This is a genomic window from Streptomyces sp. NPDC050388, assembly GCF_040655635.1.
Classification (GTDB): Bacteria; Actinomycetota; Actinomycetes; order Streptomycetales; family Streptomycetaceae; genus Streptomyces.
The window spans coordinates 37,502-61,228 of sequence record NZ_JBFAKH010000020.1 but is presented as its reverse complement, the minus strand read 5'-3'; the positions used below and the strand labels follow the sequence as shown (position 1 = coordinate 61,228).

The following is a 23,727-nucleotide window of genomic DNA, read 5'->3' as shown; positions in this document are numbered from 1 at the left end:
CTGACCCCATCCCATCCATCTCGGAGGCCCTTTGACGAGCCACATACCCGCCTTCACCCATGAGAGTGAAGTGCAGAGAAGCACTGGCGAGTACAAAATCAAACCGATCAAGAAGAAGGTCCGCGAACTCCTCGGATACCCCTACCCGCAGCGCATCCCGAAGGACGTTTTCGTCGAGCAGTGGATCGGCATTTCGACGGACGAATTCCATCGCGCCAAGGACGCCGACGTCCGCTACATGAAGAACGTCCATCCGTTGATCGAGATGGGCTGGTCCCGTAGCGACTGTGTCCGTTACCTGGCGTCGCTCGGCCTCGCGGACACACCGAAATCGTCGTGCCTGGGATGCCCCTTCCACGGCAACGCGCAATGGCGCCACATCCGCGACACGAGCCCCGAAGAATGGCAGGACGTCGTCGAATTCGACGCCGTGATCCGAAAGGGCAACGCCCGCGCCAACGCCACCGGCAACAAGCTGCTCGGCCAGGCGTTCCTTCATCGCTCACGCGTACCCCTCAGCGAGGCACCGATCGACCACGTCACCGCCGCCGAACGAGCAGCTCTCCAGGACGAGCCGGCGGACGTGTACGAGCTGGAGCACGGTGTGGCCGACGGGTGCTCGCCCTGGGCGTGCCGGGGTGATGTGGACGCGCCAGCACAGGACGACTTCGGGCTGACCTCTTGATCCTCGACCTCTTCGCCGGACCGGGCGGCTGGAGCCACGCCCTGGCCGTGCTGGGTGCTCGGGACGTCGGCCTGGAGTGGGACAAGTGGGCCTGCAAGACCCGTACTGCCGCAGGCCAGTTGACCATCCGGACGGACGTGGCCCTGTACCCGACGTGGCCGTGGGTCGGCCGAACGTGGGGACTGATCGCGAGCCCGCCGTGCCAAGCATGGTCGATGGCCGGCAAGCGCCTGGGGCTGGTGGACCAGCCGCTGGTGCACGAGGCGGTCGCCGACCTCGCCGTCGGCCGAGACACGCGTGACCGGCTCCTTGCCGCCTGCCAGGATGATCGCTCGCTTTTCGCGGCCGAACCGATGCGCTACCTCCACGCCCTGAACCTCGCCGGGGAGCCGGAATGGGTCGCCATGGAGGAAGTGCCGGACGTTCTGCCCCTGTGGAAGCAGTACGCGGCCACCCTGCGGTCCTGGGGATTCTCCGTATGGACCGGTATCCTCAACGCCGCCGACTACGGGGTACCGCAGACACGGCGGCGGGCAATCCTGCTCGCCTCCCGCGTCCGCACCGCCGAACCGCCCCCGCCAACCCACTCCCGAACGGCCGAACCCGAGTCGCTGTTCGGGCCGGGCCGCGCCCGCTGGGTCAGCATGGCGGAGGCTTTGGGCTGGGGCGCAACCGACCGGCCTGTCCCGACGGTCTGCGCCGGCGGTGGGCCTGGAGGCGGGCCCGAGCCGTTCCCCTCCGGCTCCCGCCAGGCTCTCGCTAACGCTCGCGACCGCGGCCACTGGCAGCCCCAGCACGCCGACACACATGTAGTGCTCGAACCCCAGACCCGCGGTGCGGGGTGGACCGCCCGGCACGGTGCGCGCGCCGCCACTCCTGCCCACGGGCCGGCGTCCACCTTCACCAGCAAGGCCACCCACTGGAAGTGGTCCCTGCGCAGCAACAACCAGGCCAATGCCACCGTCCGGCCGCTGGACGAGCCGGCAGGAACGCTGTTCTTCGGGCACCGCGCCAACGAGTGCACCTGGATCGCCGAGCCTGCCAGCACTCCACCGCACGAGGACGCACACCCCGCTCCCGAACCCATCCGGATCACCGCCCCGGAGGCCGGCATTCTGCAGAGCTTCCCCGCCGACTACCCCTGGCAGGGAAACAAGGGCCAGCAGTTCTCCCAGATCGGCAACGCCGTCCCCCCGCTGCTCGCCGCCCACCTCCTCGCACCGCACCTGCGCGTGCCCCTCAACCCCGACGACTTTGCTCTGGCTTCCTGATGCCCCGCACCCCCGACCTCGACGAGGACGATCTCGACCCCATCCCGCCGCCAGGGCCCGTGTTCTACGCGGAGCAGGCTCTCCTCGGCGCGCTCCTCCTGGAACCATGGCGACTCGACGACGTGACGGATATCGGCCCCGAGGCGTTCTCCACCGCAGTGCACGCCGCCGTGTTCGCCGCGATCCGCTCCCTGCCTGCCCCGGCCCCGGTTCAGCACGCCGAGAACGTGAAGTGGCTCGATGCCGTGCTCAGCTCCGCCCGCGAGCAGACCCGCGGGCTGAATGCCGCCTACCTCCACACTTTGATCCAGATGTGTCCGTGGCCGCGCCACGCGTCCGCCTACGCAGAGATGGTGGAGGCCGATCATGCCCACCGGACGCTGCGCACCCATGCCCAGCGCCTCGCCCAGACTGCGACGGACCCCACCCTGCCCCACCCCGTCGAGACGGCTCTGGCGGAAGCCGCCGCCCTCTCAGGTCTCCTGGAAGCACTCTCGGCCCGGTTCCGTCCTCATCCAAACTCGCTGCCGCGCACCCCCTCACTCGCGCCTGTGAATGCGCCCCAGGTCCACGAAGAAGCCATGGACGAGGAACGACTGCTGCTCGCCACGGCGACCGCGCACCCCGCCGAAGTGGAGCAGATGCGGTGGCTGACCGCGGACGACCTCACCCTCCCGCTCCACGCCGGTCTGTGGCGGTGTCTGACCTCCCTATCCCGGCGGGCGGCCCCCGTCGATCCGGTCACCGTGCTGTGGGAGGCCCAGCGAAACGGTCTCCTCACCGCCGGGGCGGAACCCGCCGACATCATCAGCCTCCTCACGGCCGGGGCCGGCTCCCCCCAGTACTGGGGCGAGCGCATCCTCCAGCGCGCCCTCCTGGCAACAGCCCACGAGACCGGACGCCGCATCGAGGCATACACCGACGACCCGGCGACCACCCCGTACCAGCTCGTCACCGGCAGCCGCCGCGCCCTGGCCGACCTCAACGCGCTCCGTACCCGCTGGCACCACGCCACCTCGCCAACCCCTCCCAGCAGCCGCCCTCCACGCCCCCAACTCTCGGCCCCACCCCGGGCCGGGCCACCGCGGACCGCCATGGCCACCTCCCGTATCCCCCGCTGACCCCGACCGCCGGTGGCCGAACCCGCAATCGGCCCGGCCACCGGCAGAAACGAGCGCCTCTTCATGACGCCGCCCGCCACCGACGCGCGCATCCGCCGCGACACCGACCCTACGAACAGCAACACCAAGCGCACCAGTTCTGCACCAACGACCGACGCCGAACGCCAGTCCGCCGATGTCTGCACCTCGCTCAACGCCGCCTCCGAGCCTGGACCAGCCGCGCCGACGCCGGAGACCGTGCCGACCTACGCCGCAGACCCCGGCGACCACGACACCATCCTGGGCCAGTTCCTCGATGTCCACGGAGACTGGGAGAAGTGGCGCACCTGGTCCGACGACACCACCCACGCCATCCATGAGTCTCAAACCCTGCGTGTCGAGCGCGTACATGAGGCCCATCCCAGCGAGAGCGCCTGGACCGTGGCCGCGTACGAGACGCCCGTCTCCGACCGCCTGTGGCACCTCACCATGACCGGCACCACGCCAGCACCCGTGCTCCAAACTCTGTTGGACAGCCTCGCCGACGGAGACGTCTGGGATACCGCCATCGGTAGCCCCGCCACCGAGAAGACTGTCACCCAGGCCACCCGCGCCCTCACCGACGCCGGCTGGCAGCACACCGTGGACGGACGCTGGATCCGCTGGGAGACCGCCCAGGGCGACGCGGGAGTCCAGTTCGACGCCTTCGCCGCCCAACAGACCGCCAGCGTCCTCTCCACCTGGACCCTGTGGGCCGGCCCCAGCATCAACCAGCCCACCTGGGCAATGAACGCCTCCGCCTGTACACCTGCCCCGTTGATCGCCAACCTCACCGGGGAACTCGCACACGGCATCGGCACACGCCAGCAGCGCCCGCAGCTCACCAGTACACCGCCCGCCGCCGCTCCAGTCCTCCCCAAAACACGGCCGAGCCCACGCCGCTGACTGGTGCTGACACGCCGGAGCCGCGCAGCTCACGATCACGCATGTGCCCCCTCGAACGGGCCCGTAAATCAGCTTGCGTACATGCGAGCGAGGCGCCGCCCCCGATCCGCACCGAAACCCTGGACATGATTCCGGATCCTTGAGTAGGCCGCATCGGAAGTCGGCGATACTGGTGCTTTGGTCATCCCTTGGCCGGGTTGCGAACGCCGTGCCGGGGACGGCCACAATCCGGCAATGACGGCGTTGGCGAAGGAGTCTGCCCAGGTGGCGACCGCTACGGAGCACCCGCAGGGATCAGCGAGCAGTACCGCGAGCGCGACAGCCCTTCCACCGATTCCGGAGCCTGGGCAGGTCGTCAAGGTGCGGGGCTCCACCTGGGCGGTGTCCGATGTCAGCAAGCAGGGTCTCCCCCGCAGCCCCGCCGACGAGGGTGTGCCGGGGCTCTCTCATGTGGTCAGCCTGCAGTCGCTGGACGAGGACCGGCTCGGGCAGGAGCTGACGGTGGTCTGGGAGCTGGAGGTCGGGCACACCGTCGCGCCGAATCAGGGACTACCGAAGACCGTACGGGCGGAGGCGTTCGACGATCCAAACACGCTCGCCGCGTTCGTGGACGCGGTCCGCTGGGGTGCGGTCACCTCGGCGGACGCGGACTCCTATCAGGCTCCCTTCCGGAGCGGCGCAAATGTGGAGGCGTACCAGCTGGTGCCGCTGAGCCGAGCCCTGCAGTCGTCGCGTACGAACCTGCTGCTCGCAGACGATGTCGGTCTGGGCAAGACCATCGAGGCCGGACTCGTCGTGCAGGAGCTGCTGCTGCGGCACCGTGCGCGATCCGTGGTGATCGTCTGCCCGCCGAGCCTGTCGTTGAAGTGGCAGGACGAGATGCGGGAGAAGTTCGGCCTCGACTTCGTCATCGTCAACAGTGAGCTGATGGCGAAAGTCCGGCGGAGCCACGGGCTAAACGCCAACCCGTTCCGGCTCTTCCCTCGCGTGATCGTGAGCATGGCATGGCTGCCGTCACTACGGGCGCAGCGTCTTCTGCGCGACGTGCTGGCCGATGTGCGCAACTCTGGGACGGCCAGGCGGTACGCGTTCGACGTATTGGTGGTCGACGAGGCGCACCATGTGGCGCCGGCCAGCCCGACGACGGCACCAGGGCAGCGCGGCTACGCAGTAGACAGTAAGCGGACCACGGCGACGATGAAGCTCGCGGAGGCATGCGAGCACCGGCTGTTCTTGAGCGCGACGCCGCACAACGGCTATTCGGAGTCGTTCACCGCCCTGTTGGAGATGATCGACGGCCGCCGGTTCACACGCGGCGCGAGCATCGACGAGCGCGCGCTCAAGGAGGTGATGGTGCGGTGGCTGAAGACCGATCTTCCGGACAAGGGGTTCAAGACCCGGAAGGTGGACACCCTCCCCTTCACACCGTCAGAGGAGGAGCAGCGGCAGTTCGCCCGGCTGGAGCGTCTGCTGACGGACAGCGCCCGGGCGAACGGCAAGGGATCGGGTGGCGACATAGTCGCGATGCTCTTGAAGAAGCGTTTCCTGTCCAGTCCGTGGTCGTTCGCCCGCACCCTTGAGCTCTACGAGGGTGCGGACGGCGGTGACCGGCAACTGCGGGTGGACGACGAAGACGAGTACTACACGGAGGTGCTGGGCAGCGGTCAGTCGGACGAAGAAGAGGGAGCGGCCGAACACCCCGAGTTCACCGCGCTGCGTCACTCCAAAGGCTCGGACCCCCTCGTCACAGCCACCCGCAGCGAGATCGCCTCGCTCATCGAGTGGGGGCGCCGGTATGAGCACAAGCCGGACTCCCGGCTCGAAGAACTGCTGACCTTCCTCGCCGCCGTCTGCCGGCCGGACGGCACCCACTGGACCAACGAACGCGTCGTGGTGTTCACGGAGTACGCGGCCACCCTCGAGTGGATCGAGCGCGTCCTGCGACAGCGCGGCTACAACGACGTACTGGAGGTCATCCAGGGCTCGACCCCGACTGAGGAGCGGGAGAAGATCCGTGCCCGGTTCACCGAAAGCCCGGACAAGCACCCGGTCCGCGTCCTGCTCGCCACCGACTCCGCGGGCGAGGGCATCGACCTGCAGACCCACTGCTACCGCCTGGTCAATTTCGACATCCCCTTCAACCCGTCCCGCCTGGAGCAGCGCATCGGCCGGATCGACCGGTACGGGCAGACGAAGCATCCGGAGATCTTCCACTTCGTGCCGGTCTCCGACTCCACGACGTACGAAGCGGACATGAAGTTCATGGGGATCATTGCGACCAAGGTCGGGCAGGCCACCGAGGACCTCGGCAAGGTCAACCAGGTCATCGACGCCGAGGTGCAGGAGCATTTCGCTCCCACCCGTATTGCGCGCAAGGCCCGGCTGACAGCGCCGGACGACGGCAACGAAGTGATCACCCGCGTGCTGGCCGGCGGGATGGAGCTGAACCGCCAGCTCACCCGGCTGTCGGAGACGTACCACGAGCGCAAGGCCGCCATGCACCTCACGCCCGCCAACGCCCGCCGGGTGGTGGACACCGCGCTCACCTTGACCTCACAGCCACCGCTCGTCGAGATCGGCGACGACCGCACCGAAGCGCAGGTCTTCGAGATCCCGAACCTCGACCGCTCCTGGCAGCCGGCCCTGCGCGGCCTGGACACCCGCCTGGAGCCGGGTGTCCCGCGTCCCATCTGCTTCGACGACCAAGCCGCTCAGAAGCGCACCGACCTGGTCCACATCCACCTCGGGCACGCCCTCATGCAGCGCGCCACCCGCACCCTGCGCTCCGCGCTGTTTAGCACGGACTCCCCGGTCCACCGGGTCACCGCCGTCGTCGCCCCCGGCCTTCCCGAGTCCTGTGTCGCCGCCGTCTCCCGGCTCGTCCTGGTCGGACGCGGCGGACTACGGCTCCACGAGGAGGTGTTCCTGACCGGCGTCCGGCTACGGGGGCAGGCCCTTGCCGAGTCCAAGGTCGAGCAGGTCCTTGACGAGACCCTCGACTCCGCAGATCTGCTCCTCGCTGATGAGAAGGTGCGTGCTCACCTCGCCGAGCAGTGGAACGACGACGGTGCCCGGTTGCGCACACGCCTGCTGACCGCAATGGAGCGCAAGAGCGCCAGCCGCCAGGAGAAGGTCACCGAGGCACTCACACAGCGCCGGGACTCCGACATCAAACGTGCCCATGAGATCTTCGGCGCCTTCCGGCTCAACCTGCGCGAGTCCCGTGACCGTCTGGAGCAGGCCATCCGCGCCGAGGAGGAGTTGCTGTTCACCGACGATCAGCAGAAACAGCGCCGCCGGGACTTGCACCACATGAACGAGCGCCTCGACAGCCTGGACGACGAGGAAGCGCGCGAGATCGCCTCGATCCAGGAGCGCTACAGCGACATCAGGCCCTATGTGTCCGCCGCTGCGGTCGTGTTCGCCCTCACCCCCGAAGACGCGAAGAACGGAATGGTCAAGGCATGAGCCGCCGCTACCCCCCGACCGCCGCCGACCTGCACCGCGCCTGGCTCGAACTCGTCGACGCGGACGGCCCGTTCCTCGCCGTCCCCGCCCTGGAGCGCGTCTACCCGCAGGGCATCCCTCAGCCCGACTCCCGCGCACTCGACGCCATCAAGGACGCCAAGCCTGCCTTCGAAAAGGCATGGGAGAACTGGGACGAGCACCCGGGCGACGACGCCGCCTTGGACCTGTACCGCGAGGCCCGCGACACCTGGGTCGACCTCGTCCTGCGCCAGGGTCTGCGCTGGGGCGCCTCCTACACCGTGCCCGCCCCGGCCGCCGCCGAGGTCCGCTCACCCGACTACGCCGTCACCGTGCGCGCCGACGGCGCCCTCGTCCACGGAGACACGACCGGGGCCCTCGTCCTGGTCACCGACCCCACGGACTCCCTGCGCGACCCGCTCACCGACGGCTGGTCGGCCAGCCCCATCGACCGCATGGAGGAGCTGCTGCGCGCCTCCGACGTCCCGATCGGCGTCGTCACCGACGGCCGCTGGTGGGCCATCGTCAGCGCCCGACCGCAGACCATGGTCGCCTCCGGCATCATCGACGCCCAGACCTGGATCGAAGAGCCTCAGACCCGCAACGCCTTCATCGAGCTCCTCCAGCGCCGCCGCCTGGTCGGCGGCAAACAGCAGGACCGGCTGACCGAACTCTTCGGCGAGTCCGTCACCGCCGCCGAGAAGATCACCGAAGCGCTCGGCACCCAGGTCCGCCGCGCCGTCGAACTCATCGTCCAGGCCCTTTCCGAAGGCGCCCTGGATGCACAGCGGCGGGGCGAGGCCGACCCGCTGCCGGCGGCGAGGGGCGAGGTCTACGAGGCCGCCGTCACCGTCATGATGCGCGTGGTCTTCCTCCTCTTCGCCGAAGAACGCGGACTGCTGCCGCAGAGCCGCCTCTTCGCGATGGGATACGGCATCAGCGACGAACTCGACCTCCTCGACGCCCGCGAGAAAGAGGAAGTCGAACTGGCCCTCGATGCCACGTTCCTGACCTGGCACCGGCTCCTGGCCACCTCTCAGGCCCTGTACCGGGGAGCGAGCTTCGAAGACCTGCGCTTGCCCGAGTACGGCGGCTCCCTCTTCGACCCGGCCCGCTTCCCCTTCCTCACCGCCTGTGACTCCCAGGACACCCTGGCCATCACAGTCAGCGACCGCGTCATGCTCGAAGTCCTGCGCGCTGTCCAGTTCGCCCAACTGCCTGGCGGAGCACGACGGATTTCCTTCCGCGACATCGACGTCGAACAGATCGGCTACATCTACGAGGGCCTGCTCGGCTACTCCTGCGAACCCGCCGAAGAGATCGTCGTCGGCCTCACCGGCAGCGCGGGATCCGAACCCGAGATCCCCCTCGCCACCCTGGAAGAACTCGCCCAGACCAAGCCGACCGAGGCCGCGCTGGCCGACGCGATCCTCGCCTGGATCAAGCAGCACCAGCCGGCCGCGAAGCCGTCCAGCAAGGCCGCCTTCACCAAGGCGCTGAAGGCGGGCGGCACCCTCGACGACACCGAGATCGCTCTGCGCGACGTCACCGATGACTCCGAACTGCGTGACCGGCTGCGTCCGTTCATCGGGATCATCCGCCGCGACCTGCGCAACCGACCGCTGGTGGTCGAGCCCGGCGGCGTGCTGCTGGTGGAGACCCCCTCGCGCGCCTCGGCCGGCGCGCACTACACCCCCCGCTCTCTGGCCGAGGAAGTCGTCCGGTACGCGCTGGAACCTCTCGTCTACTCGCCCGGACCGCACCAGACCGCGGACCAGGGCGCGTGGCGGCCCATCGACTCTGACCAGATCCTCGACCTGCGCATCGCCGACATCGCCTGCGGCTCGGGGGCATTTCTCGTAGCTGCGGCACGGTATCTCGCCAGCCGGCTTGTCGAGGCGTGGCGGCGCGAGAGGGTGGCGTACGGAAGGACCCCGCACGACCTGTACGTCCACGCGATAAGGACCGTCGTCGCAACCTGCCTGTACGGCGCCGACATCAATGGCATGGCCGTGGAGATGTGCAAACTGTCACTGTGGCTGGTGTCGCTGGACCCGAAGCTCCCGTTCTCATTCGTCGACGACAAGGTGCTCCACGGCAACGCCCTACTCGGGCTGACCGAAGCGGAGCAGCTGCGCCGCCTCCACATCGACCCTGCCGCGGCCGGTAACCAGTTCAGCATCTTCGCTCTGGACGTAGACGGCATCCTGGACCAGGCCAGCCGTCTGCGCCGTCAGCTCGCCACCGAGGTCGACGACAGGGATCCGCAGCGCTCGGCCGCCACGAAGCGCCGACAGTTCCGCCGGTACCAGGAGCTGACAACTCAGCTCACCGATGTCGCGGACGGGGTGATCGCGGCCGGACTGCGGTGGGGTGGCAAACCTGGCAAACAGTTGAAGGCAGCGTACGAGAATCTGCGCCTCGCGGTCGAGAAGGCGTACCCAGCCGATGGCGAGGATTCCGATCGCACGATGCTTGACGGCATCCAGGAGGCTGGGCTCACCCCGACGGTGACGACAGACTACGAGCGGTGGAAGCCGCTGCACTGGATCTTGGCAGTGCCGGACGTGATGGAGCGGGGTGGGTTTGACGCTGTCATTGGGAATCCGCCATTCCTGACTGGATCCGACATCTCGGGAGCCAATGGCGGAAACACCAAGGATTGGTTCGTTTACACGCTCGCTTGCGGGCAGCGAGGTAACGCCGATCTTGTCGCGTACTTCTTTCTCCGCGCCATGGAGATGATTACAGAAAGTGGATCACTCGGCCTTATCGCCACCAACAGTGTCGCTCAGGGCAAGAGTCGAGAAGTAGGTCTAGACAGGATGGTTGCTAACGGATTTACCATCACTCGCTCTATTCAGAGTCGGCCGTGGCCTGCAGTCGGCGCGAGTTTGGAGTATGCGGCAGTCTGGGGAACTCTCGATGAAGTCGCTGCAGATGCCTCCAGGGTGGCAGACGGCACCGAGGTCACGAGCATCACAACCTTGCTAGAGGCAGCAGGACGAGTGGAGGGCCCTCGCCTCAAGTTGGCGAGTAACTTGGGCATTGCATTCGAAGGGTGTAAGCCATCCGGTGCCGGATTCGTCATCACGGCAGAGGAGGCGAATGACTGGATTGCGCTCGACGAGCGAAATAAGGAGGTATTGTTTCCCTATTTTAACGGTGACGATCTTAATTCTCCTGCAGACGTTTCCACCTTCCGCTGGATCATCGATTTCAACGACCGCTCAGAGGAAGCGGCTAAGGCATTCGAGGCGCCCTATACTCACGCCCTTGGGTCAGTAAAGGTGCAGCGAGAAAAGGGTTCCACAGGGATGAGGGCAGCTCCTTGGTGGCTATTCGAGCGTTCTCGCCCGGCTATGAGGAAAGCAATTTCACGCTTTGATGAAGTGCTCGCAATGACGAAGCACTCGACCACGCTAATGCCTCGCCGAGTCCCTACTGTCAACCTATTCGGTAACGGTCTAGTCGTATTTGCGACGGATGATTTCGCGGATCAAGCCGTGCTGTCTTCAAGTCCGCATCAACTGTGGGCGATTAAATACGGGTCGGGATTGCGTAAAGACCCGCGCTATACAGCCTCTGATGTGTTTGAGACCTTCCCTCGGCCAGAGTCAACCGTCTTGCTGACTGAGATCGGTGAGACTCTAGAGACTGAGCGGCAGAGCATCATGTTGCGTCGCGATCTTGGTCTCACCAAGCTCTACAACCTAGTGAATGACCCCGGTATCAGCGATTCCGCTGACCCTGACGTGGCTCGTATTCGCGAGATTCATGTGAAGCTCGACCGGGCCGTCATGGCTGCCTACGGCTGGGACGACATTCCTTTGGAGCACGGCTTCCACACCTACCGTCAGATGCAACGCTGGACGGTGAGTCCTACCGCCCGGGTGGAGATCCTCGACCGCCTCCTCGAAGAGAACCATCGTCGCGCCGCTTCGCAGGGCGTTGTCACACTCATCGGCAACAATGAGGCCACCGAGGACGAGGAGGGCAACGAGTGAGCACCCCCCGGCGCGACGGCGCCCAGCCCGCAGCAACACCCGGCGTCCCCCAGCCCTCGGCCTACCGTCTCGCCCGCGAACCTAACGACCGTTCCTGGACCGCACGCGAGAACCTGGTCGACATCTTGGAGCGTGAGCTCCTCGGCCCGGCCAACGGTCCGGACGAGATCCTCGAAGGCGTCCCCGACTCGGCGTACCTGATCGGCCGGATCGCGCCCGTGCGGCTAACCGCCGGGCAGGACGACCCCGGCGAGGCAGGATCGGACGACGCCGCGACCGACGTGGGCGACGCCGTGGATGCCGCCGAGAGCCGGGGCGTACCGCTCACCGCCGTCGACGACAGCAGCGCCAGCTCGGATGAGGATGAGGTCGAGGATCAGCCGCAGAAGCGTGGGCTGATGATCCCGGCGTCAATGGGACTGCGCTGCCAGATCCCCGACGATCTGGACGAGTTCACGGTGACCGCCTCGTGGGGCACGTACGAGCCGGTGAAGGAGAAGCGCGGGGAGGGCACCGAAGACGGCGGGCACGAGGTCGCGGCGCCCGCTCCAGCTCTCCGTCGTTTTCAGCGCACCCCGCACGCCATCGCCAAGTCGATCAAAGTCGCCGATCTGAAGCCGTCCCGTACGACCGAGATCGTTCTCAAGGACAAGATCCTGCTCCGAGTGGATCGTTACGACGACCCCGAGCGTGGCTGCCGACTGATAGAGGTGGCGCTGTGCAACGACCGGGAGACGCCTCGCAAGATCCCGGTCGAGGCGTGGCTTTACCAGACCAAGTTGTCGGTGTCGGCCGGTGGCGCTGAAGTGTTCCTGCCGGTCAATGACGTACTTCTCGATACGCACGAGGAGTTGGACGACGAGCTGCGTCGCCTGCGGCTTCAGTACCGCAACCGTCTGGAGTTCGCCCACGGCCGGACCTGCTCGGTGGACTGGAAGGTAGCCGAGGGATCCCGCAGGGCCAGCGAGGTCTGGACGACGTGGCTGCCGGTGAGCGAGACGCCGCAGACGGCCGCCGAGGAGATCAGCTCAGCCCTTCTGGACATGCGCAAGCTCCAGGAGGCATCGACCGACGAGCTGCGGACGGGGCTTGAGCCAATCGTCGCGGGCTACACGGCCTGGCTGGACGGCGAGGAGCAGCGGGCCAAGACTCTCCCGGAGCATCTGCGGTCCGAGGGGCTGGACACGGTCTCCGATGCGCGCCGGGTGCAACACCAGCTTGAGGAGGGTCTGAAGCATCTTCTCGGGGACGAGGAGGCGTTGCGTTGCTTCCGGTTCATGAACCGGGTGATGGCTGATCAGCGTGTGCAGTCGCAGGTTGCGGAGCGGCGGGCGAGTCGGCCGGAGGAGAGCATCGACGAGGCTCGCGAGGTGATCCTCGCGGAGAAGGGGGCCTTGGCGCATTCGTGGCGTACCTTCCAGCTCGCCTTCATGCTCATGCAGTTGCCGTTGCTGTCCGATCCGGCGGCCGAGAAACGGTCGGGAAATCTAGCCAAGGCGCAGCTGCTGTTCTTCCCGACCGGTGGTGGTAAGACCGAGGCGTATCTGGGTCTTGCCGCGTACACGTTCGCGATTCGTCGCCGTCAGGGCGTCGTGGATGCCTTCGACGGTCCGCTGGACGGGCGGTCTGGGGTTGCCGTCCTGATGCGGTACACGCTGCGCCTGCTCACCGCCCAGCAGTTCCAGCGTGCCACCACCCTGGTGTGCGCGGCGGAGCTGGCGCGGCTCGATGATGTGGCGACGTGGGGGGACGAGCCGTTCCGGATCGGGCTGTGGGTCGGTACCGATGTGAGTCCGAAACGGTACGACGAGGCCGCCGAGCAGTTGCAGAAGGTCCATGGGGGCCGTGGCTATCGGCTGACGGTGCTGCAGATTCAGCGCTGCCCGTGGTGCGGGACGCGGGTCGAGGCGCGGGATGTGCGCACGGAGCCCGCGCTGCGCCGGGTGTACGTGTACTGCGGGGACGAGCTGGCCGACTGCCCGTTCGCCGACGGCCGCGAGGTCCCGGACGGGCTACCAGTGCTCACCGTCGATGAGGAGATCTACCGGCTCGCGCCGGCGTTCGTCATCGCCACCGTGGACAAGTTCGCCCGCCTGGCGCGGGAGGGCGAGGCCGCCTCGCTGTTCGGGTACGTCTCGCGGCGCTGTGAACGGCACGGCTTCGTGCATCCCGATTATCAGCAGTGCGACATCAAGGACGGCAGCAAGCATCCCAAGAAGGACGGCTGGCCGGCGGCCCCGGTTCACCCGGCCACGCGGCTGCGGCCCCCGGATCTGGTCATCCAGGACGAGTTGCACCTGATCACCGGAGCGCTCGGCACGACGGTGGGCCTGTTCGAGGTGGCCATCGATGTGATGACCGACTGGCGGACGAAGGACGGGCGTCCGGTGCGTCCGCTGCTTGTCGCCTCCACGGCCACCGCCCGTAACGCGTCGGAGCAGGTGCGTGCGCTGTACGGGCGCGACGTCACCATCTTCCCGCCACAGGTCCTGGACGCGGGGAGCACGTACTTCTCCAAGGAGATCCCGGTCTCCGAGAAGAACCCGGGGCGCCGGTACGTCGGGATCAGCACGACCGGGGTGCGCTTGACCACGGCGGAGATCCGGGTCGCTGAGGTCCTCCTGGCCGGCGGGCAGCTGCTTCTCGACCGCTCCGGCCGCGTGGCCGATCCGTACATGAGCCTGGTCGGCTACTTCAGCGCCACCCGTGAACTCGCTGGCATGGCACGGTACATGAGCGACGACATCCAGACCGCGCTCGCCAAGGGCCGCCCCTGGTCGAAGCTCCCCCGCCGCACCGGCACCGACTACGGTTCGTTGCACGTCGCCGAGCTGACCTCGCGCGTGGCCAGCGCGGACATCACCGCGACCCTGGACCAGATGGCGACGGCGTTCGATCCGGGCTTCGACTCCACCGCGGGCAAGCGCAACCGGCGCGCGCTGCGGGAGGCGAAGAAGCCGGAACCCTCGCGTGAAGTCAATCCGTACGACGTGGTCCTGGCCACCTCCATGCTCCAGGTGGGTGTGGACGTGGCTCGCCTTGGGCTGATGCTGGTGGTCGGGCAGCCGAAGAACACCGCGGAGTACATCCAGGCGTCCTCACGTGTGGGCCGTACAGCGGACCGGCCGGGTCTGGTGGTCGCGCTCGGGAACTGGGCGCGGCCGAGGGACCTCGCCCATTTCGAGCAGTTCCGTCACTACCACGAGACGTTCTACGCCCAGGTGGAGGCGCTGTCCGTGACCCCGTTCTCGGTGACCTCCCTGGAGCGCGGCCTGGACGGAGTGCTGGTCAGCGCCGCCCGCGTCCTGCAGGCCACCAAGGCCGGCCACGGCCACGGACTGTCGCCGGAGGACGGGGCGGCCCGTATCGAGGCCGAGCAGCACTTCGCCGGTGAACTCGTCGACGCCCTCGTACGTCGCGTCGCGCGGGCCGGCGACGAGGATGCCGCAGGCCGCGCCCGCCTGCGTCTGGAGAACCGGCTCGACCAATGGGGCAAGCGGCGTAAGCACCTCGTAGAGCTGCGCAAGTCCCTGGTGTACGAGAGGGTTCTGGACGACAGCCGGCACGACGCGCTGATGATGAGCGCGGAGAACGCCAAGGCGGGTATCGACACCCGGGACGCCGCGCCGTTCATCGTGGCGAACTCGATGCGCGAGGTGCAGCCGGAGATCAATCTCCTGGTGAGCCCGATCAAGGAACGACTGGTGTACCGCGCACCTGACCATGCCCCCCAGTGGAAGATGCCGGAGAACAATTCGTGAGTGACGAGACGCGCTTCGTCTACGACGTCGCCCACGCCGTCGACCCGCTGGGCGACCTGGAGCAGGAGGCGGAGAAAGCCACCAAGCACAACCGTGCCAAGGTTGGCTCGGCCCGCCCCTCCTCCCTGCTCTACACCTACGGTCCCGGCGCGATCATGGACTTGCCGCAGTTCACGATCATGCCCACCGGCCTGGACGACTGGGACCGCATCTGGCGGCGCCGCGACTCCGCGCCTCCGCAGATCCACGCCCCGCGCCTGCGTGACGTGGTCCGGATGATGCTGCGTTCGCCCGATGTCCAGCTGCGGCCGTATCCCTGGCAGCCGAAGAAGCACAGCCGGTCCGCCGAAGGCAACGACCTCGGAGTCCCGTCCCGGGTCTTCCCGCAGTGGCTGCGGTGCACGGGCTGCGACATGCTCGGACTGCTCACTCAGTTCGACTACCGCAACACGCACCCCTTCCGTACCGACCTGGCCGTCTTCGAGCACGCCAAGTGCACGGGCCGCGCGGGCGCCGGTCCACGCAAGCCGATGCGCCGCACCGCCATCCCGGCCCGGTATCTGCTGGCCTGCGTGGACGGACACCTGGACGAGTTCCCGTACGACCTGTGGGTGCACCGGGGGCAACCGTGCAGCAAGGCGGAGCTGCCCGTGCTGAAGATGGTCGACCGGACCGCCGGTAAGGGCGCCTCGGCGATCATCCACTGCGCGTCCTGCGACATGCGGCGGCCCATGAACGAGGCCCAGGGCGAGGCCGGCCGGGCGAAACTCCCACAGTGCCGCGGACGCCACCCTCACTTGGACGCCTTCGAGCCCAAGGGCTGCCGCAACGAGACCCGGCTGATGCTCGTCGGTGCCTCCAACCTGTGGTTCCCGGCCACCCAATCGATCATCGTGATGCCGGAATCCCAGGAGGAGGAGGCCAGCGACCTGGCCGACCGGGTCCGCACCGCCCTCGGCGACAAGCTCGCCAAGTACCGCGACAACCTCGACCTGATCAGGGACCTGCTGGACGACCGCGTCGACGTCACCGGCCTGTCCGACCACAACCTGGAGCAGGTCCTTCAAGCCGCCTCCGCACCCACCGACACCCCGGAGGAACAGGAGGAGAAGCTCCGCGACTGGGACCCGGTCGACCTCCTCGTCCCCGAATGGCGTTACCTGCTGCGGGACATCGTCGGCACCCGCGTCGAGGACCCCAAGAGCGGACTCACCCTCGCCACCCGCGATCGGGGCGACGCCCTGCAGCCGGAGATCACCCGTGTGCTCGCGGTCGAACGCCTCCGCAAGGTGAATGCCCTGGTCGGCTTCACCCGCATCGACGACATGGACCGCGTCGGCGACCTCCCCCGGCGCTTGGCCCCACTGACCCGTACGTCCCGGCCGGCCTGGACCGTAGCCACCGAGGACCGGGGCGAAGGCATCTTCCTCCAACTCGACGAGAACGCCGTCGCCGCATGGGAGAAGCGCGTGCTGGACACCGACCTGTGGAAGCTCCACCGCGAGGCGCACGACAGAAACTTCAGGCGCCGTTTCTCCGAGACCGCCGACCAGGTCGATCCCGAAACCCGCCTGAAGCCCCCGCGCTACTGGCTCGTCCACACCCTTGCCCACATCCTCATCCGCGAACTCGCCCTGACCTGCGGCTACTCGGCAGCCAGCCTCAGCGAACGCCTCTACGCCTGGCCTGCCGCCGAAGGCCGCGACCCCGCGGCCGGCCTCCTCATCTGCACCACCGCCTCCGACAGCGACGGCACCCTCGGCGGCCTGGTCCAGCTCAGCGAGCCAACGCGCCTCCAGCGGGTCGTCGCCAGTGCTCTGCGTAAGGCCGCGCGCTGCTCCTCCGACCCCATCTGCTCCAAGCGCACCCCGCAGGATCCCGAGGACTTCCTCCACGGCGCCGCCTGCCACTGCTGCGTCATGGCCTCGGAGACCTCCTGCGAGCGCGCCAACCGCTTCCTCGACCGCCGTTTTCTCCTCGACCTGCCCGGCAGCGACCTCGGTTTCTTCCAGATCCATGAGTGACGCGGACGCGCCACGGCAGCTCGGCCGGCTCCTGACCGGAACCGAGGCCAAGGACATAGCGGACCGCCTGGCCGACGGCGACACCTTGACCACCGCCCTCAAGGCCGTCGCGGTCGGCCAGCGGGCAGAGGTCCGGCGCCTGCTGGAGGCCGTCGGCGGCGGTCCCGGAGCGGCACCCCAACAGATCCTGGTTCTGCGGGCGATCGAGGGGGCACGAGCACTTCCGACTACCCTGTCACCGCTGTGGACCATGCCCGGACACCTCGCCCAGAGCGGACCGCTCACTACCTCCGTGACCCGCCTCGTGGACAGCGCCCGCCACGCAATCACTTGCTCGACCTTCAACTTCCAGCGCAGCTCGGCGCTCTGGACGTCACTACGGAAGGCCGCACAGCGCGAAGGCGTCGCCGTCCGCGTCTACATGGACACCCACGCCGCCGACGGCAACAGCGGCCAGCATCGGGCCCCAACGACCGCAGAAGTCGCCGCGCACCTGGCGCCGGCCGAGGTGTGGCGAACCAAGAAGTTCGACGGCGTGCACGTCCGCAACCATGCCAAGTTCCTCGCCGTCGACCGCCATCTGCTGCTTGTGACCAGCGCGAACTTCTCCTGGAGCGCCGAGAACAATAACGTCGAGTTCGGCGTTCTCATCGACAGCCCCAACCTCACCGAAGCCGTCGAACGCGAGCTGCGGGAGACGGAGAACTCTCTGTATGAGCGGCTGTGACTTGGTGCCCCGCCAGCCCAATCCCGGAAGAACAACTGACGTGAGCGCCCTTCGCTCCCCAAGACACCGGCCCTATTGCTGATCGACGTGGAGAACATGAACGGCGCGAACGCCCAGCCCACCACCGCGGTCCCACGGCTGGACCCCTGCTGCACCGCGCTGGCAGCACCGGCCGCGTGATCGCCGTCTGCGTCGCCCCCGTATCCACGACAGCGTCACGGACCCGCCACGGCAGCGCGGTGTCGACCTGTCGGCCCCGAGCCCGGGCGGTGGCCTTTCAGGAGAGCTTACTTCCAAGGCAGTTCTGTCGCCCGACCGGTGCTAATCTCCAGGCCGCGACAAGGGCCGCGTTGGCCTGCGGATTCGTAGGCATTACTCCCCCAGCCAGCCGAGCAGCGTGGTTCGCATCTTCTCCAGCTCTTCGACGGTCGCCTTCGCACGCTTCGGGTGACCCGCCCGCAGAAGATCGACGTTGATGTCCTTCGGAGGACGGCCGCGGCGAAACGAGACCTTCCGCGCAAGGCTCTCGACTTCCTGCCGGAGCAGTTTCTCTCGCCGGTAGTGCGGGATCTCCATCGCGTTAATGGGAACAGCAGTAGGCGGCTCTTGGGCGGCTGCCACCGTCTCGGCCTGTGCGGTCTGGGCGCGCAGCAGTGGCACCAGGTTGGCCGCAAATGTCCTGGGGATGCCGAGCTCTTGAGCCTTCAGTTGAGCGGCGGCCAGTTCCTCCGCTGATACTTCGTCGCCGCGGAGGATGGCGCGGTCGAACACGGACTCTGACGCCGAAAGGGGGGTGCGGAAGTCGAGCATGCCCTGGCCCGGACTCCCGCCACCTTCCTGCTGAGCCTTCTCGTCCTCCAGAGCCGCGATCTCCAACTGGTGGCGCAGCTCCTCCTCGATCTCACGTGCGTGTCGCATGAGTTCGGGAACGGCGGGGATCAGCAGCCGGGCGTTGATCTCTTCGTCCGGGCGGGTGCGGACGAAGCGACCGACGACCTGCCGGTAGAATAGCGGGGTCTGCGTCTTGGACGCGTAGACCCCTACCGCAAGTCGCGGAATGTCGACGCCTTCCGAGATCATCTTGACTGCGACGATCCATCGTCCGGTGCCCCTGCGGAACTGGTCGATCTGTGCTTTGGCGATACGGCTGCCCGGATCGCTCTTCGGGTCGGATACGACGACGGGCGGCCGAGTTCCGGTGATCTTCTCCAGTAGATCCGCGTAGCCCTTCGCGTGCCATTGCCGCTCGGCGACGACCAAGCCAGCAGCGTCGCGTACATCCTCCCGCAGCTCCCGGAGCATCTCGTCGGCCTGCGCGAGGATCGACGGCATCCAGGCGTACTTCGGTTCGTAGACGGTGTCGAGCGCAGCCGAGACGTCCTCTTCCGGCATGTTGGCGCCGAGTTTGGCGGTGAACTCGACGCTGACGTCCGACTTGCCGTTCTCTTCGAACGTTGTGCGCCTGAGCCGAGCAGGGTCCGTCCACCGCGCTTCGCCGTCGTAGGCGTGGAACTCGATGCGCCGGCAGACCCCGTCGGCGACTGCGGCGCCGTACTCGTAGGCGTAGTCAACAGCGACCGTCCCATTGTTGTCGTACCGCACGAAGGGGATGGGCGATGTCGCGTCGCGCCTCCAGGGTGTTCCGGTGAGGCAGAGCCGGTGCACAGCAGGCTCGACGGCGAGCTGGAGGGCATCACCCCACGATTTATTGTCACCGGCGTGGTGGATCTCGTCGAGGATGACGAAGGTCGGCCTCCGCATCGCATGCCGCATCAGGCTCCCGCCGGTACCGAGCAGCTGCTGGTACGTGACGACGGTGCCAACGTAGTCAGTCTTGTTGTAGCCGTCGCTGTCACCGGGCGGTACCGGGTAAAGCTTCAGCCCAGCCGCGGCGGCTTCGTCGGCCCACTGGGTCCGCAGGTTGTCCGAAGGGGCTACGACCGCCACTCGTTCGACAACGCCCTGCTGCATGAGCTCCTTGGCAAGGTGCAGGGAGAACTTTGTCTTCCCTGCGCCGGGCGTCGCCGAGACGAGGAAATTCTTGGAGTTGGCTGCGTAGAACGCGTCTACGGCGCGGCGCTGCCACTGGCGAAGCTGCATGGGCGGCTTGGAACCTTTCCCTAGATTGCACGGCGGGCAGAGGGCTTGTCCGTTGAGGACGTCGGTGGGTCCACCGGTCGAGTACGGGGTGACGTGATCCCCGTGCCATCCGGCTTCAAGAGGGACGCCGCATCTTGAGCAGTGGCCGTCCGCGGCCAGGTAGAGCGCCACGCGCTCGGACGAATTGAACCGGCGCCGAGGGGCGTCTGAGGGTACAGCAGGCATACAAGAACCGCCTCTTGGGCCAGTTGACCAGATACTCACATGATATTCACCAACTCAGACAGTCGTGGCGCAATACGGGGGAAGTTCCGACCTCGCCGGTCTTTACTGCCCAGTAGCGGACCATTCGACTAGTACTCCAGCTCCGGGGAATCGACACCGATCCGGCCGTCGTGCCTGTGAACCGCCCCAGGTCATCACCACAATCTGAGATCTCTACCGAACCCGGGGTGCCTCTGTGTCTTGTCAAGCCCCTTGCACGGGGAGTGACTTGGTCCTTCGCTCGTCGGCGATCATGACGCGCCAGACATGGTCCGCCAGTCGGCGTTTCAGGCACCGCTTCGCTTCCTTCGGCGTCTTACCCTCGGAGAGTTTCCGCTGGTAGTAGGCGTGTCCGGATGATTTCGGCATCCGTATCTGCACGACCGCGATGGTGTGGAGGACGGAGTTGAGCTGGCGGTCGCCGGAGCGGGAGAGCCGGTGGCGGGCCTTGTCCGCGCTGGCGATCTCCACCGGGGCAGCACCGGCGTAGTTCGCGAACGCCGCCGAGGTGGGGAAGCGGTGAACCCGTCGGGTGCGGCCGATCAGCCGAGCGGCCATGACCGGCCCGACACCCGGGGTGTCCATCAGTGTGCTGCTCGATGCCTCCACGAGGCTCTGCATCCGGGCGGCATTGTCCGCGAGCTGCTTGTCCAGTTTCCGGATCTCGGCGACCAGGTCCCAGGCGATGTCCTTGCGGACGGTCTCAACATCGCCGGCGGGACGGACCGACCGCAGCAGCCTGGCGGCCAGGTCCGCGGACAGCTGGGTCGGGGCGCCGCCGGGCAGCAGGTCACGCAGCAGCGCGTGGAGCTGGTTGACCGTGCGGACCCGGGCCTGGGCCAGGTTCACACGCCGTTCGTCCAGGAGAGCCAGCGCCGTGGTGTGGTCCTCGGGCTCGACGTCCCGTCCGTCTCCCTGCAGACAGGCGACGGTGGCTGCGGCCGCGGCGTCGATCTGGTCGTTCTTGCGCCGCCCACCGCGGGAGAGTTCGCGCACCCGGCTGGTCGCCGCGGCAGGGATATCGACGACGCTCTCGCCGCGGGCGATGAGCCACTGAGCAAGATGCCGGCCCAGTCCGTTGGCGTTCTCCACCGCCCACTTGCGCTGCGGCCATCGCTTGGCCCAGGCCAGCAGCCGCCGGTAATCCGTCAGGCTCGCCTCGATCCGCATCGACCCGGCCTGCAGGTTCGATTCCGGCTCGACGGCGGTGGCGGTGTGGGTGGACTTGTGTGGATCGACACCGAGCAATATCACGACAACGTTCCTCACCGTCGGACGACAGGGCAGCCGCGGCCGACACGCCGACTTCCGGAACCAGACGACCGGGACACGCCTCTGTTGAGTCAGCCCGCGGACGGACACCGGACCGGCGACATACCCCGGGAGAGCCGGCCACGAAGAGCGGCAGACGGTCCACGAGTCACCCGGCCCGGTGTCCTACGGCACGCTACGAGCGGCCAACCCGACCGCGTCCCGCTTCCCCCATATAAGTCGGCGGTTCACTATGTGGGTGAGGGTGGGTTTTGGGCGAGGCGGAGGCGGTGGCCTTCTGCTGTGTCGCCGAAGTCGCGTTCGTCGTCGTCACGGAAGCGTTTGTAGAACCACTCTGGTACTCGGGTGGTGTCCAGGCGGGTGCGGAGTATGCCGTCCTGCACGTCCCGTGCGACGTTCCGCAGGCGGTGCCATTCGTCCTCGGGGACGGGGCCGGGACGTCCTTTGTGTAGCTCGGTGTTGACGACCTTGGTGAGTCGGTCGCGTTCGTCGGCCACCTTGCGTTGGCCGGACCAGATCTCGTAAGCGATCTGGTAAGCCGCCAAGGACGGGACGAAGAAGCTGAGGAGCGTGTCGCCCAGAGTCGCGTCCGCGACCACCAGACCGGCCACAAGGCCGATGGTGGTCCACAGGATCGCGGTGGCGACGATGAGGTGGCTATAGCGGCGGCGGAGGCGGGCGTCCCAGGCGAGGTTCTGTTCCTGGGCGATGAACACGTCGTAGGGGTGGTGGACATCGTGGGTGGGGTCGTACCAGCCGTCGGTGATGCGCTTGTCCTTCGCGCCGCCGTGGGGGAGCTTGCGCGCGAGACGACGGACGTCGGGTTCAGGGATGGGATCGCCTGCAACGGTGGCGCGCCACGGCAAGTGGAACAGGGCGTTGTCGAACATCTCCTGGAGCAGGGCGCCTTGGCGTGCGGTGTTACCGGCGAGGCCCTTGAGGAGGAAAGCGGAGACGACGAACCAGAAGAATCCGATGATCGAGACGGCTGTCCGGCCGTGGCCGATCAATGTGATCAGGACACCGGCGGCGGCGAGCGCGACGGCGGCGGTGACGCGCACGGCTTCGAGAAGTTGGCCGCGTTGGTGGCTTGCCGACGCGGCGCGCTGGAGGAGCAGCATGTTGTCGTCGAGTTGCCGCTCGTGGATGGCCCGAGGCGGGATCCCGTGGACGCCGTCGGGGTCGGTGGAGAGGTTCATGGCTTGGTCATCCGGTTCCCGAACAGTTTCTTCCACTCGTCGTAGGCGGCGCGTTCCTGGTCCTCGTCCTCCAGGTCGACCGCCCGTTCTGCGATGGTGCGGGCCTGGTTGAGCGCGTTGGCCGCGGCGAGCTTCTGGGTCGCGTTCATGACGGCGTTGACGTCACCGCCCAGGCCGGCGGGGTCAGGCCATTCGTCGCCGATGCGTTCGGCGGCGGTGGCCAGGAACGACACGATTTCGTCCTGGTAGCTCCCGATCGGCGGTTTCACCAGTGACTGGGCCATGACCTCCAGCAGGAAGGAGGGCGACACGGGCTCGCCGAGTTCGCGGTTGATGCCCTTGACCATCTTGACGAAGGGTACGTACTTGCCGTCGCAGTCGGCGTTCTTGGCGATGCTCAGCTCGTGGTGGCGTTTGGGGTTGGTCGCGATCCAGTCGCCTGCCGAGGGGTCGGGGATGTAGTAACCGCCGTCGTCTCGCTTGAAGGCGGGGACCACGTCGATCGACATGACCTCGTCGTCGGGGCCGTAGGGGATGACGACGGCCATGCCGTCGCGGGCGGCGGCGCTCCACTTCTGACGGAGCAGGGTCTCCAGGGTGTTGATCACTTGGATGGGGGCCTGATCGCGGAAGCCGGCCTGGGAGCCGTCGGCGTCGAGGACCACGAAGATGTCGATGTCCTTGAGCTTCTTCGTCTTGGTGTCGCGCCGGTAGCTGCCGGTGAGGAAGTCGTCGGCGAGGTCCCAGTGCGACCGGACGAAGTCGCGGATGGCCTCGTGCCGTGCCTTCGCCAGGTTCTGCTCGGTCTGGGTGATCTCCAGGTTGTGCTTGAGCTTGGTGAAGGCGTCGTCGATGTATCCCATGGTGGTGTGTCCCTGCTCGTGGT

The 23,727-nt window shown here is 67.4% G+C and carries 13 protein-coding genes; 9 read left to right on the top strand and 4 right to left on the bottom strand.

Going from position 1 to position 23,727, the window contains the following annotated elements; all coding sequences use genetic code 11:
• Positions 1–31 precede the first annotated feature (31 nt).
• The 9 genes from AB0I73_RS14150 to drmC all read left to right on the top strand — a co-directional run bounded on the left by AB0I73_RS14150 (position 32) and on the right by drmC (position 18,006).
• Entirely contained in the window at positions 32–685 is a 654-nt protein-coding gene (locus AB0I73_RS14150) for a hypothetical protein (RefSeq protein WP_363037055.1), read from the top strand.
• The gene (locus AB0I73_RS14145; protein ID WP_363037053.1) at positions 682–1,956 is read left to right on the top strand and encodes a DNA cytosine methyltransferase; all 1,275 of its coding nucleotides are present in this window, start codon (positions 682–684) and stop codon (positions 1,954–1,956) included. The genes AB0I73_RS14150 and AB0I73_RS14145 overlap by 4 nt, the downstream gene beginning before the upstream one ends.
• Entirely contained in the window at positions 1,956–3,077 is a 1,122-nt protein-coding gene (locus AB0I73_RS14140) for a DnaB-like helicase N-terminal domain-containing protein (RefSeq protein ID WP_363037051.1), read from the top strand. The genes AB0I73_RS14145 and AB0I73_RS14140 overlap by 1 nt, the downstream gene beginning before the upstream one ends.
• A 12-nt stretch (positions 3,078–3,089) precedes the next feature.
• Positions 3,090–4,001 carry a DUF317 domain-containing protein gene (locus AB0I73_RS14135; RefSeq protein WP_363037049.1) on the top strand — a complete coding sequence of 304 codons (912 nt, stop codon included), beginning with the start codon at positions 3,090–3,092 and terminating at the stop codon, positions 3,999–4,001.
• 234 nt (positions 4,002–4,235) lie between these two features.
• Complete coding sequence (gene drmD / locus AB0I73_RS14130; protein WP_363037047.1) at positions 4,236–7,469, top strand: DISARM system SNF2-like helicase DrmD; 3,234 nt, start codon at positions 4,236–4,238, stop codon at positions 7,467–7,469.
• On the top strand, positions 7,466–11,494 hold the full coding sequence (locus AB0I73_RS14125; protein WP_363037045.1) for a DNA methyltransferase: 4,029 nt from the start codon (positions 7,466–7,468) through the stop codon (positions 11,492–11,494). The genes drmD and AB0I73_RS14125 overlap by 4 nt, the downstream gene beginning before the upstream one ends.
• Complete coding sequence (drmA, locus tag AB0I73_RS14120; protein WP_363037043.1) at positions 11,491–15,255, top strand: DISARM system helicase DrmA; 3,765 nt, start codon at positions 11,491–11,493, stop codon at positions 15,253–15,255. Before AB0I73_RS14125 ends, drmA begins: the two co-directional genes overlap by 4 nt.
• Entirely contained in the window at positions 15,252–17,279 is a 2,028-nt protein-coding gene (locus AB0I73_RS14115; RefSeq protein WP_363037041.1) for a DUF1998 domain-containing protein, read from the top strand. The genes drmA and AB0I73_RS14115 overlap by 4 nt, the downstream gene beginning before the upstream one ends.
• Complete coding sequence (gene drmC, locus AB0I73_RS14110) at positions 17,272–18,006, top strand: DISARM system phospholipase D-like protein DrmC (protein WP_363037039.1); 735 nt, start codon at positions 17,272–17,274, stop codon at positions 18,004–18,006. The genes AB0I73_RS14115 and drmC overlap by 8 nt, the downstream gene beginning before the upstream one ends.
• Positions 18,007–18,378: 372 nt before the next feature.
• Here drmC and AB0I73_RS14105 read toward each other — a convergent pair whose 3' ends face one another.
• From AB0I73_RS14105 to AB0I73_RS14090, 4 genes are all read right to left on the bottom strand, one after another.
• The gene (locus tag AB0I73_RS14105; RefSeq protein WP_363037037.1) at positions 18,379–20,331 is read right to left on the bottom strand and encodes a DEAD/DEAH box helicase family protein; all 1,953 of its coding nucleotides are present in this window, start codon (positions 20,329–20,331) and stop codon (positions 18,379–18,381) included.
• A gap of 243 nt (positions 20,332–20,574) precedes the next feature.
• Entirely contained in the window at positions 20,575–21,624 is a 1,050-nt protein-coding gene (locus tag AB0I73_RS14100) for an IS110 family transposase (protein WP_363037035.1), read from the bottom strand.
• 248 nt (positions 21,625–21,872) lie between these two features.
• On the bottom strand, positions 21,873–22,841 hold the full coding sequence (locus tag AB0I73_RS14095) for an S-4TM family putative pore-forming effector (protein WP_363037033.1): 969 nt from the start codon (positions 22,839–22,841) through the stop codon (positions 21,873–21,875).
• Positions 22,838–23,704: a CBASS oligonucleotide cyclase gene (locus AB0I73_RS14090; protein WP_363037031.1), complete on the bottom strand. Its 867-nt coding sequence runs from the start codon at positions 23,702–23,704 to the stop codon at positions 22,838–22,840. Before AB0I73_RS14090 ends, AB0I73_RS14095 begins: the two co-directional genes overlap by 4 nt.
• Positions 23,705–23,727: the final 23 nt, after the last annotated feature.

Excerpts from the sequence above, each read along its gene's own strand:
- AB0I73_RS14105 (WP_363037037.1), bottom strand. The coding sequence starts at position 20,331 with ATGCCTGCTGTACCCTCAGACGCCCCTCGGCGCCGGTTCAATTCGTCC.
- drmD (WP_363037047.1), top strand. The coding sequence starts at position 4,236 with ATGACGGCGTTGGCGAAGGAGTCTGCCCAGGTGGCGACCGCTACGGAG.
- AB0I73_RS14140 (WP_363037051.1), top strand. The coding sequence starts at position 1,956 with ATGCCCCGCACCCCCGACCTCGACGAGGACGATCTCGACCCCATCCCG.
- AB0I73_RS14090 (WP_363037031.1), bottom strand. The coding sequence starts at position 23,704 with ATGGGATACATCGACGACGCCTTCACCAAGCTCAAGCACAACCTGGAG.
- AB0I73_RS14125 (WP_363037045.1), top strand. The coding sequence starts at position 7,466 with ATGAGCCGCCGCTACCCCCCGACCGCCGCCGACCTGCACCGCGCCTGG.
- AB0I73_RS14095 (WP_363037033.1), bottom strand. The coding sequence starts at position 22,841 with ATGAACCTCTCCACCGACCCCGACGGCGTCCACGGGATCCCGCCTCGG.
- drmC (WP_363037039.1), top strand. The coding sequence starts at position 17,272 with ATGAGTGACGCGGACGCGCCACGGCAGCTCGGCCGGCTCCTGACCGGA.